Source organism: Paraclostridium sp., from assembly GCF_051657365.1.
GTDB lineage: Bacteria > Bacillota > Clostridia > Peptostreptococcales > Peptostreptococcaceae > Paraclostridium.
On the sequence record NZ_JBOFKN010000134.1, the window covers coordinates 1 to 12,310 of the forward strand.

Genomic DNA, 12,310 nt, shown 5'->3' on the forward strand with positions numbered 1-12,310 from the left:
TTATAAAATGCCTTATTAATACAGTTCGTTCGTAATTAGATGATTCAAGTTCTATAAATGCATCTAATGATAATAATAAAGGCAAAATTAATATTCTTATATTTTCACTTAAAATACATTCAGTTAGTGTAATATTTGCATCTAAATTTAAAAAAACAATATTATTAATAATATTTTCAATCCCAAATAAATTTTGACAACTATTTAAATCCTCTAATAAATCATATAGTCTTGTGTTTGCATCTATTCTTATATAATCACTTTCATATGTATTTTTTTCTATATTTAATTTCAAAATAAAAATCACCCCTTAATAAGTTATATTCACTTTCTATAGTTTAAATAACTTTATAAGAGGCGTCCTTATAATTAAAATGGAAGTGCAGCTTCATCTACCTTTACACTATTTTCATTTTTAAATATATCTATTCCATTAAATTGAGTTTTATTATGTTCTAACAAATTCACATTATATGTAGTAACCTTTGTCATATATTTATTATTTCCTTCTTTATCTTTATATTCATCTATCCTAAGTTCTCCTGTTACAGAAACCAAACTTCCTTTTTTAAATTTATCTGAGCATATGCCAACTGCTTCTCTCCATGCTTCAATTTTTATAAAGTCTGTTTTTTGAGGTCTATTTTCCTTTTTTATATTTCTACTTACAGCTAGTGTAAATTTCGCAACCGGTATTGCTTTTTCTCCAATATATTGAATTTCTGGATCCTTTGTTAATCTTCCAACTAAAATTATACTATTCAATTTAGTTCCTCCTCCATTATGTTTTATTAACTTAATTATGGACAAACATAAGTTCACTTATACAAATATTTATATTTTATTATAATAATTATATGATATAATTAAATTTATCTAAAATTTGAAAGGTGAATTTTTATGAATAAAGAAAATGGATTTTTATCTAAATTATCAAACTTATTTAACTTATCTAAAAAAGAAATACCAGAAAAATCAATATTTACTCCAAAAGAATTACCTATAGCTTATATTGATGTTAAGGATATAGGTGTTATAGAAGCTGAACTTTACCCTCATATAGCTCCAAATACAGTAAACAATTTTATATCTTTATCTAATAGTAATTTTTATAACAACTTAACTTTTCATAGAGTAGTTAAAAACTTTGTTATACAAGGAGGTTGTCCAGAAGGAACTGGAATAGGTGGCCCTGGATATACTATTGAAGGTGAATTCAATAAAAACAAATTTAGAAATAATTTAAAACATACAGAAGGTGTTTTATCTATGGCTAGAAGTCATTCTAAAAATAGTGCTGGTAGTCAATTTTTCATTATCACTAAATCAGCTTCTCATCTTAACGGAAAATATGCCGGTTTCGGCAAAGTGATTAAAGGAATGGATTTAGTATATCAAATAGAAGACTTAGGAACTCAAGGTAAGCTTTTAGTAATTAATTCTATAAAGGTAGATACTAAAGGAGATATTTACAAAGAACCTATAAAATACAAGTAATTCTATTTTAAAAGGGAGTCCTCCATTTAAGTTAAACTCCCTTTCTACATTATAAGTTTTTTAGCACTTCATCAATACATTCTTTACATACTCTAATCATTTTATCCATATCATCTTCACATATTACATATGGTGGATTGAAGTATAACACATTTCCTAGGGGCCTTAATAATACCCCTTTTTTAAGAGCTCTTTGATAAATTTTATATCCTAATCTTAAATTTGAATCAAATCCTTCTTTTGTCTCTTTATCCACTACTAATTCAATCGCATTTATAAGTCCCGAACTTCTTATTTCTCCCACATGTTCATGCGATCCTAAACTTTGTTGTATTTTATTATAAAAACACTTTGCCTTACTTTGATTTTGTAAAAGTATGTCTTCATCTTCAAATATATCTAAAACTTCATTTGCTATAGTACATCCTATAGGATTTCCTGAGTATGTATGACTATGCATAAAAGCTTTATATGTACTATAATCATCATAGAATGCATCATATATCTTGTCAGTTGTTAATACTAATGCCATAGGCACATATCCTGCTGTAAGCCCCTTAGATAAGCACATAAAATCTGGAGATATATCCGCATGTTCGCATGCAAACATCTTGCCAGTTCTTCCAAATCCAACAGCTATCTCATCAGCTATTAAATGTATGTCATATTTGTCGCATATGTCCCTTAGTTTTCTCAAATAAATAGGAGAATATATTTTCATACCAGCTGCTCCTTGGACCATAGGTTCAATTATTACAGAAGCTATCTCTTCATGATTGTCTTCTATGTATTCCTGCATGTATAAAAAACACTCTGCACTACAATATTCTCTTTGTTTTTTAAACTTACATCTGTAACAATCAGGACCTTCAACTCTAGCAGTATCTAACATTATAGGTTTGTATACTTTACTATATAAATCTAAGTCACCCACTGAAAGAGCACCTATTGTTTCTCCATGGTATGCATCTGTTATAGCTACAAATTTTTTCTTTTTTTCTTTTCCAACCTGTGCATGATATTGAAAGCTCATTTTTAAAGCACATTCCACTGATGCTGATCCATTATCTGTAAAAAACACTTTTTTAAGTCTGTCTGGTGCAATTTGTATTATTCTCTCACAAAGTTTAACAGCTGGTTTATGAGTGAAATTTGCAAATATAACATGCTCTAGTGTATTAACTTGATTTGATATGGCTTTATTTATTCTTTTATTTGCATGTCCAAATAAATTACACCACCACGAACTTATTGCATCTATATACTTATTTCCATCTATATCATATAAGTATATTCCATCTCCACTTTCAATTACTATAGGATTAAAAGTTTCATAGTCCTTCATTTGAGAACATGGGTGCCATATGTATTTTAAATCTTTTTCAACTAAATTCATTTTTTATATCCCCCTTTAATAACTTTCAATTTGATCTAAATCTAAATTTATTTCTATTTCTTTGATTTTTTCATTATCCTCATTTTTAGGAACATATGCTATTATATTAATATTAGTCAATTTTTCTATTATTTTTGCATTATCTTTATGCGCAATATTTTTTTTATCATATTCATTTAAAATAATTCCTTTTAAATTTATATTTTTAGATTTCAAATACTCTACGGTCAGTACCGTATGGTTTATAGTTCCCACACCTGACCTTGCTACAAGAATTACATCAAATCCTGTAATTTTAATTATATCCTCTAGCAATATAGTTTCATTTTCATTTATTTTTATAGGGCAAATTATACCCCCACTGCCTTCAGCTAGAATAAAATTATATTTATCCCTAAGCCTATTTAAGTCATGTTTTATCTTCTCTAAATTTATATCTTTACCTTCTATTTTTGCTGCTAGATGAGGTGAAACCGGTGTTCTAAGCGAATAAGAAACAATATGGTCATATTCCTCATCAAGTCCAGAAACATCACATACATATTTTGCATCTCCAGGAATTAGATTTTCATTTTCTTCATAAGCACCACTTAATACAGATTTATAATATGTTGCATTTATATTATTATCTATAAGTTTTTTCATTAAAAGCGCACTTATGTATGTTTTTCCTACATCTGTATCTGTTCCTACTATAAATATTCCATTCATTTTCATATCTCCTTCTTATATATCAAAGCCTAACGACTTAATCATTTTCATGTCATTATCTATATTATTTCCACAAGTTGTAAGTAAATCTCCTGTTATAGTAGCATTAGCACCACTTTGAAAAGCTAGTTCCCCATAATTAGTTAGTAAGTTTCTCCCTCCCGCTAATCTTATATAACTATTTGGATTTATGAATCTAAAAATTGCTACAGTTTTTAAAACATCATCTTCTGTTATAGGTCTTTCAAGTTTAATATTAGTGCCTTCTATATAATTCAAAATATTAATAGGTATTGACTTTATATTTAAATCCCTAAGTTCAAAAGCCATGTCAATTCTATCGATTTCACTTTCACCAAGCCCTATTATTCCTCCACTACAAACCTCTAATCCAATATTTTGAGCTGCTTTTATAGTTTTTATTTTGTCTTCATATGTATGAGTTGTACATATTTTATTGAAAAAATTTCTAGATGTTTCTAAATTATTATGATATCTTTCAACTCCTGATAACTTTAATTGCTTAAGTTCATGTTTATCAAGCAATCCATGAGACGCGCACACTTTTATACCAACTTCATTTTTTATAGCATTATACGATCTGCATATATTTTTTAATTCTATATTATTTAGTTTTTTTCCTGATGTAACTATAGAATATCGTTTAACTCCTTTTTCAAAATGGTGTTTGGCATCTTTTAAAAATTGTTCTTGACTTAATAAAGGATATATATCTATATCTGTTTTATGAAAAGCTGACTGAGAACAAAATTTACAATCTTCACTACACTTACCACTCTTACCATTTACAATTGAACATGTATCAAAATTTTTTTCAAGAAAATATTTTCTTATATTATCTGCACAGTTAGCTAACTCATCCGTCTTATAATTTAAAAGTTCTATAGCTTCTTGTTTGTTAATTTTATATCCGCCTTTTATCATCTCACACATTCTATATAACATATATTTTTCCCCTTACTTGTTATTTGTTAACTTTATTTTAACTTTGGTTTGCGTTTAGGTCAACTATTTTTATTTTTAAAGTTTACATTTTTTATTTTAAATAAAAAAAGCCGCAATATGCGACTTTTACTTTTATTGTTAATTTATTTTTCTTATTTTTTAAAATATTCAAACCATATATTAACTATTTCTGAAGTTTTTAAACTTTCTAATTTTTTTCTAGTTATAGGATGTCTCCTAATATTTACAGAGTGTAAATCTCTTATTAATTGGCTTTTCATAATTTTTTCCCCCTTAGTTTAATATAAATACTATATTAAAACTTATGTTGTATAGGTTCAAAAAATGCCTGTATTTATACAATAAAAAAAAAGAGTCTATATAGCAGACTCTTTTATATTACTTAACTATTTCTACTCTACCAGCTTCAGAAGCTTTAACTGTTCCTTCTGTAACTTTTATAGATTCATTAGATTCTAAGTTTGTGAATATAACTGGACTTATTGATGATTTAGCATTAGCTTCTATAAATGGTAAGTCCATTTTAACTAGTTTATCCCCAGCTTTAACTTCATCACCTACGTTTACAAATACTTCAAATCCTTCACCTTTTAGATTTACAGTATCTATACCTAAGTGTATAAGTATTTCTTTACCTTCTGTAGATTCTATTATTATTGCATGCTTAGTTTCAAAAACTACTCCTATTTTACCGTCTACCGGAGATACTATAACACCATCAGATGATTTTATAGCAAATCCATCACCCATCATTTTAGTTGAGAATACCTCATCTGGAACTTTAGTTATTTCTAATAATTCTCCATTTGTAGGTGATACTATTCCTTTAACATCTTCTTGCTTTGACTTTTTGAATATATCGAATAGACCCATATTTTACACTCCTTAGTATTGAATTACGTTTTCATAAATAAAATAAAATTTAATTTAATTTTATTACATATATTATTATATAATTAATTTTTTGTAGAATCAAGTAGTTTTAGTTAATATATGATAACTTTTTCTCAATTTATTTTTATATATAAAATATCTATATATTTACTTAATATTTAACAATAAATCATTCAAACTCTTTATTTTTTTAACCTTTTTTCTTTTTTTGCAATTTTATTTTAAAATTATTCATATATTTTTAATTAAAAATAACATTTTCCTAGCTTTTTTAAGTGTTTTAAGTGTTGCTTTATTCATTTTTTTATTATATAATTCTTTAAAAATGAATTTTATTCGACTTTAAATTTCTTTTTCAAGAATTTATAAAATTATTTTTCATTATTAGGAGGGATTTATTTGAATTTTTTTAACAACATAGTTTCATCATTGAATAATTTTTTATGGTCATATGTTTTAATCGCATTATTATTAATTTTAGGAATTTACTTTACAATTAAAAGTAATTTTGTACAATTTAGATATTTCAAAGAAATGATACGCTTATTAGGCTCATCTTCAGTAGGTGATAAAGAGAAAGGTCAAGTTTCTTCTTTCCAAGCCTTTTGTATAAGTACAGCTTCTAGAGTAGGTACTGGTAATATTGCAGGTATCGCAATCGCTATAACTTTGGGTGGTCCTGGTGCTGTATTTTGGATGTGGTTGGTTGCTTTAATAGGAGGGGCATCTAGTTTCGTTGAATCTACACTTGCTCAAATATATAAAGTTAAAGACAAAGATGGTTTTAGAGGTGGTCCTGCTTATTATATAGATAAAGGACTTAACAACAAATTCATGAGTGTTGTATTCTCTATACTTATCACAGTTTGTTTCGGATTTGTTTTTAATGCAATACAATCAAACACAGTAGCTGAAGCTTTCAAATCTGCATTTGGTATTGATAAAAGCTTTATGGCAATAGTTCTTGCAGTTTTAACAACTTCCGTAATTTTTGGTGGAGTTCATAGAGTTGCTAAAATTTCAGAAGTTGTTGTACCTATATTCGCAGTAGCTTATATACTTGTTTCATTATTTGTAGTAGTTATAAATATAGATAAATTACCTGAAATTTTCAAATTAATCATGGAAAATGCATTTGGATTACAAGCTATAGCAGGTGGTGGTATAGGTACTACTATACTTATGGGTGTAAAAAGAGGTTTATTCTCTAATGAAGCTGGTATGGGTAGTGCTCCTAATGCAGCTGCTACAGCTACTACATCACATCCAGTTAGCCAAGGTCTTGTTCAAGCTCTTGGAGTATTTACAGATACTATTGTTATATGTAGTTGTACTGCATTTATAATACTAACTTGCTCAGATTATGCATCTAGTAATTTATCAGGTATTCAATTAACTCAATATGCATTATCATCTCAAATAGGAGTTTTTGGTGATTACTTTATAGCAATTTGTATATTCTTATTTGCATTCACTTCTATAATAGGTAATTACTACTACGGTCAATCAAATATAGAATTTATAAGTGGTAGTAAAACTTTACTAACATCATATAGATTGTTTGTTGTGCTTATGGTTATCTTTGGTTCTTTAACTGCTGTTGATATAGTATGGAACTTAGGAGATTTATTTATGGCTTTGATGGCAATTATAAATTTATTCGCTATTGCTAGACTTAGTAAATTTGCATTCTTAGCCTTAAAAGATTATACAAAACAGAAAAATTCAGGTGTTAAAACACCTATATTCAAATCATCATCTATAGAAGGTTTAAATGGTACCGAATGTTGGAATGATGAAATATAATTTTTAATAATAAAAAAAGATTGATGTTAAATATATTTAACATCAATCTTTTTTAGGATTCTTTTATTATACCTTTTCTGTACGCTAAAAGTAATAATTTCAGATCATTTATACTCTCACAAATTTCCTTGCCTATATCTGTGTCTCTTATATATTTCCTATTTATATTTCTCTCTACAATAGAAGTTATAGACAGTATATCACTTTCTTCATATATAACTTGATCAGTATTTGTAAAATGTTGATGCGATACTAATTGAAGACTATATGAATTGTATATCAATGTATATCCTGCTATTCCAGTTTTTTGTTGATATGCTCTAGAAAATCCACCATCAATGGCTATTAATTTTCCATTAGCTTTCATTGGACTTTCTCCTTTTTTAGATTCAACAGGTACATGTCCATTTATAATATGTGATTCTTTACTATCTAACTCAAATTCATCAAATATCATATTACACATATTTTCAGTATCTCTTAGCTTAAAATATGAATTTTTATTTTCTTTATGCGTCTCTTTTTCTTTAATCAAATAACGTTCAAAAGTAGCCATATCATCTTTCCCAAATAAAGGAGATGCTTCTCCCGTCCATAAATACCACATTATATCCATTCCATATTCTTTCTGTTCATTTCCTTCTCTATAAAAGTATCCTTCTCTAGCTAAAGAATCAAATTTATCCATTAATAATTTCCCACTATATTCTACCCCTTCAATTGTAAACTTTTTAAATGTTCCATCTTCATTTAATGGTATACATCCATGGAATAAAAGATTAGAGTTGCATATTAAATATATACTTCCCTTTGAAAATAAAAATGAAGTATGTTTTTGAAGTTTTTCACTATTTACAAACGAAGACTTCAATTTATCTATAACAATTTCTTCTTCTTTTGTTAACTTATATGGATCTTGAGGATCTATAGTTGGAAAATTAGTATCTTTAAGCTTATAATTTTTACCTTTGATAGTTATAGTTCCAGCTTCATAATTTATTTTATTTAATAAGCATCTATGATCCATTTTAAACTCAGGTCTTCTTTTTATAATATCCTGTTCTAATTTAAATTGAATTATAGATATAGCTTTATGCATCTTAGATATCAAAGATATTTCACTTTTATTGTACTCTCCTTCTGATATTTTAGGTATAAAAGCTTCGCATGGATCATCTTTGTATATATTTAAAGCAAACGTTGCTAATGGTAATATATTTATACCATAAATATCTTCTACTATATCTAAATTAGCATATCTAGCAGATATTCTAATTGCATTTGCAATACATACCTTCTGCCCAGCAGCTGCTCCCATCCATAAAATATCATGGTTGCCCCATTGTATATCAACACTATGATAATCCATAAGTGTGTCAATTATTATATCTGGTCTTGGCCCTCTATCATATATATCACCGATTATGTGTAGCCTATCTATTACTAATCGTTGTATAAGTTTTGATATAGCTATTATAAATTCTTTTGATCTATCTATATCAATTATAGTATTTATAATTTGTTGATAATATTTTTTCTTATGATCAATATTACAATCTGTATTTAATAATTCTTCTATTATATATGCGAAATCTTTTGGAAGATACTTTCTTACCTTATCTTTCGTATACTTAGTAGATGCATATCTACACAGTTCAACTATTCGATGAAGAGTTACCCTATACCAATCATTTATATTTTCCTCTTCTCTCAAAACAATTTCCAGTTTTTGTTCAGGATAATAAACTAAAGTTGCTAAAGTTTTCTTCTCACTTTCCATAATAGAATCACCAAATAATTCTTCTATTTTTCTTTTAACTACCCCTGATCCATTTTTTAAAACATGTACAAAAGGTTCACTCTCTCCATGTATATCAGATAAAAAATGTTCAGTTCCTTTTGGTAAATTCAATATAGATTCTAAATTAATTATTTCTGTTGAAGCTTGAGATATTGTAGGATATTGTTTAGAAAGTAAATTTAAATATCTTATATTATCTCTGCATACTTTTTCTGATATTTCTAAACTCATTTTTCTCCCCCTAAATTTTAAATAATTCTTATGACTTTAATTATATCATATCTTATCTTTAAATATAAAAAAGTAAGAAATCTCATCTTACTTTTTTATCAATTGAAAAATTTTCAGTTTTAATTGTTTTATAATATCTTTCACTTCTTTAATATTAAATATTATACTTAAAATTAAATATATTAAAGCTCCTATAACTGTAGCTATTACTAATGATACTAATATAAGATGTTTTTTTTCATCTACAAAATTCTCACCTATTAAAAACACATAATTATATAACTTATTCGCAACTAATCCCATTATCATAGAGGCTATCATAGACTTTGTAAAGGTAATTACACTACTTTTGATACCTAGCCTACCTACCTTTCGTCTTAACGCTATCATAAGCAATATAGCCCCAAATGTAACTGATATTGAAGTTGATAAAGCAAGGCCTCCAATTCCCATCTCCTTGACTAATATTATAGAGAATATTATATCAACACATACAGCTGCTATAGCATTTTTCACTGGAGTCTTTGTATCTTGCAAAGAGTAAAATCCCCTTGACAGCATATCTCTTATACCAAAAGATACCATACCTAAGGAATAAAATAATAGTGCTGTAGATGTTAATTGCGTATCTCTATTAGTAAACGATCCACCTTCAAATAAAAGCTTAACTATAGGTGTTGCAAAAATCATCATACCTACCATAATAGGTATCATAATGATTATCACTATGTTTATACATCTTATCAAACTACTTTTAAAAGCTTTCATATTATTCTGGCTAGCGAATTTGGAAAGCATAGGATACATTATTGTAGATATAGATATAACTAGAATTCCTATAGCAAATACATTTAATTTATTAGCATAATTAAGAGCTGTTATACTTCCCGTATCTAGAGTTGATGCTAAAGTTCTATTTATAACATTATTAATTTGATCTACATAAGATCCTAAAAATACAGGTATAATTAAATATATTATATTTTTTACATTTTCATCTTTTATATCAACACTTAAGCTATGCTTATATCCACTCTTTCTTAAAAATGGAATTTGAAATAAAAGTTGAGCCATATATGCAAATAAAGTTATCCATACCATTGTATATGAATTAGTAAAACTACCAACTATTATAGCTAATATACATATAATATTAAACGGGATAGATACTAATCCTGAAATATAAAATCTTCCATTAGCTAACAAGTATGATGATACTAGACCATTTGCAGCTATAAACAATATTGACGGCATTAATATTTTTGAAAATTCAGTTGTAATTCTTAATTCTTCGCCTTTAAATCCCATTGCAAATATTTTAACTATATAAGGAGTAAATACACTTCCTAAGACTATAGTTATCAAACTTAAAATAATTACAATATTTAAAACATTACTTGTAAATTTATTTACACCTTCTTGTCCTTGTTCTTCTTTTATCTTAAAAAACATAGGAATATAAGTTGTACCTAAAGATGCACTTATACCTGTAAATAATACAACAGGTATATTAAGTGCTGTTATATAGGCATCTGTTATAATGCTAGCTCCAAAATGTTGCGCTAATATTATATCTCTAAAAAATCCTGTTATTTTAGAGATAAATGTTATAAACATTAGAACAACTGCCGATTTCTTTGCTTTTGACATATATTACGTTCCTTCTTCCTTGTGCTTTAACTTCTATTAGTTAGTACATAGTAAATATACTATATATTTAATACTTTTTTACCACAGCATGTACAAAACTTATCACCTATATCGATATTATTCAAACAGAATTCACATTTTAAAACCGATATATCTACATCTACACTTTTTCCACACTGGCTACAAAATTTATTATCAAGTTTTATTAAATTACCACATTCACAAATTTGACTCTTTTGATTGCCTAAATTTTCAATTTCTGTACTAAATTGATATATACTTTTATCTAATTCAATTATGCCATCAAATAGACTCACTAAATCACTTCTAACAATTTCGTCTTTTCTAACTAAATCATAAAGATATATTCCCGCATTCACAAAAATTTCAAGTTTTTCCTTTTGTGCTTTTTCTATACTATTATTAAACTTGTTTTTTTCTTTTATATTTTCAAATTTTTCCTTACTTTTATTCATTTTCCTTTTTATATTATTCATTGTATTTCTCCAATTCTTCAAAGTTATTCTTTATTAAGTTTATATCCTATAGATAAAATTATATAACTATATATAAAAGATATAATTATTCCTAACAGCATATTACCACCTATATTAGAGTATGCTTCATAGTTTTGAAGTCCTAATAAAGATAAACACCCCTTTGTATCTACTTTAGTTAAATATACACTAAGTCCAATGACTAGAGAATATACAAAACTAAAATATTTTATGAATTTTTTATTGTTAAATTTATTTTTAATATCATATCCTGATACTATAAGTATTACTATATTAAAAAGTAAAATTGAATATATAAGCAGTGTCATATTTTCATTTAAATACATACCTATATCACCTATACTAAATATAGATATAACTGTATTTAGTATAACTACAGGAACTAAATTAACTATATATAATATGTATATAGCAAGTTGAGTTAGCGTAATTACCCCAAATAAATCTTGGTTAATTGTAAATGTATGGTTTACAACTAAACTCAGCGTTAATAATATTATTATTGTTAAATAAAGTGTAGAAATAACTTTCAAAACTTTATTTATAATTTTTAAAATTAAATTATTAGGTTTTACTTTTTTAAGTATCACTATGTAAGTCGGTATAAAAGCTATTAAAGTTCCATTTAATATACTTTTTATAAAGCTATATCTTATAACTATGGACATACTATAATACTCACTCATAGATAAATTTATAACCTTTCTTGCTATTATAGATATGAACCCTATAATTAAACCATATATAATGCTTAATATACATGTCTCTTTTAGTATACTTTCTTCATCTATATCTTCCTTTTTCATAAAAATTAAGTTA

At 26.5% G+C, this 12,310-nt stretch carries 13 protein-coding genes; 2 read left to right on the forward strand and 11 right to left on the reverse strand.

The genetic code is table 11. The features are described 5' to 3' along the window. The coding region (locus ACRCYC_RS09670) for a hypothetical protein (protein ID WP_438618941.1) at window positions 1-295 on the reverse strand (295 nt) is incomplete at its 3' end. Between the two features lie 74 nt (window positions 296-369). Beyond that, window positions 370-765, reverse strand: coding sequence for a single-stranded DNA-binding protein (locus tag ACRCYC_RS09675; protein ID WP_438618942.1), 396 nt, complete (start codon window positions 763-765; stop codon window positions 370-372). Window positions 766-900: 135 nt separating this feature from the next. On the opposite strand from ACRCYC_RS09675, the gene ACRCYC_RS09680 reads away from it, so the two are divergent. Next, a complete protein-coding gene (locus ACRCYC_RS09680; protein WP_438618943.1) occupies window positions 901-1,497 on the forward strand; it encodes a peptidylprolyl isomerase in 597 nt (198 codons plus the stop codon). A 49-nt stretch (window positions 1,498-1,546) separates the two neighbouring features. On the opposite strand, the gene bioA is transcribed toward ACRCYC_RS09680, so the two are convergent. The 5 genes from bioA to ACRCYC_RS09705 all read right to left on the reverse strand — a co-directional run bounded on the left by bioA (window position 1,547) and on the right by ACRCYC_RS09705 (window position 5,464). Then, window positions 1,547-2,893, reverse strand: a complete 1,347-nt coding sequence (gene bioA, locus ACRCYC_RS09685; protein ID WP_438618944.1) for an adenosylmethionine--8-amino-7-oxononanoate transaminase — start codon at window positions 2,891-2,893, stop codon at window positions 1,547-1,549. Between the two features lie 15 nt (window positions 2,894-2,908). Next, window positions 2,909-3,604 (reverse strand): dethiobiotin synthase, encoded by a 696-nt coding sequence (bioD, locus tag ACRCYC_RS09690; RefSeq protein ID WP_438618945.1) that lies wholly within the window; start codon window positions 3,602-3,604, stop codon window positions 2,909-2,911. A 15-nt stretch (window positions 3,605-3,619) separates the two neighbouring features. Then, window positions 3,620-4,570, reverse strand: coding sequence for a biotin synthase BioB (gene bioB / locus ACRCYC_RS09695; protein ID WP_438618946.1), 951 nt, complete (start codon window positions 4,568-4,570; stop codon window positions 3,620-3,622). Between the two features lie 152 nt (window positions 4,571-4,722). Beyond that, the gene (locus ACRCYC_RS09700; RefSeq protein WP_438618947.1) at window positions 4,723-4,851 is read right to left on the reverse strand and encodes a hypothetical protein; all 129 of its coding nucleotides are present in this window, start codon (window positions 4,849-4,851) and stop codon (window positions 4,723-4,725) included. Window positions 4,852-4,969: 118 nt separating this feature from the next. After that, window positions 4,970-5,464 carry a PTS sugar transporter subunit IIA gene (locus tag ACRCYC_RS09705; RefSeq protein WP_438618948.1) on the reverse strand — a complete coding sequence of 165 codons (495 nt, stop codon included), beginning with the start codon at window positions 5,462-5,464 and terminating at the stop codon, window positions 4,970-4,972. A gap of 420 nt (window positions 5,465-5,884) precedes the next feature. Between ACRCYC_RS09705 and ACRCYC_RS09710 the strand changes: the two genes are divergently transcribed. Then, entirely contained in the window at window positions 5,885-7,291 is a 1,407-nt protein-coding gene (locus ACRCYC_RS09710; RefSeq protein WP_438618949.1) for an alanine/glycine:cation symporter family protein, read from the forward strand. A gap of 52 nt (window positions 7,292-7,343) precedes the next feature. Here the strand turns inward: ACRCYC_RS09710 and ACRCYC_RS09715 are convergent, their stop codons facing one another. The 4 genes from ACRCYC_RS09715 to ACRCYC_RS09730 all read right to left on the reverse strand — a co-directional run. Further along, complete coding sequence (locus tag ACRCYC_RS09715) at window positions 7,344-9,323, reverse strand: fructose-1,6-bisphosphatase (RefSeq protein WP_438618950.1); 1,980 nt, start codon at window positions 9,321-9,323, stop codon at window positions 7,344-7,346. Between the two features lie 87 nt (window positions 9,324-9,410). Beyond that, window positions 9,411-10,973 (reverse strand): murein biosynthesis integral membrane protein MurJ, encoded by a 1,563-nt coding sequence (gene murJ, locus ACRCYC_RS09720; protein WP_438618951.1) that lies wholly within the window; start codon window positions 10,971-10,973, stop codon window positions 9,411-9,413. A 59-nt stretch (window positions 10,974-11,032) separates the two neighbouring features. After that, window positions 11,033-11,470, reverse strand: a complete 438-nt coding sequence (locus tag ACRCYC_RS09725) for a hypothetical protein (protein ID WP_438618952.1) — start codon at window positions 11,468-11,470, stop codon at window positions 11,033-11,035. Between the two features lie 23 nt (window positions 11,471-11,493). Then, a partial coding sequence (locus ACRCYC_RS09730; protein WP_438618953.1) for a hypothetical protein occupies window positions 11,494-12,310 on the reverse strand: 817 nt, incomplete at its 5' end.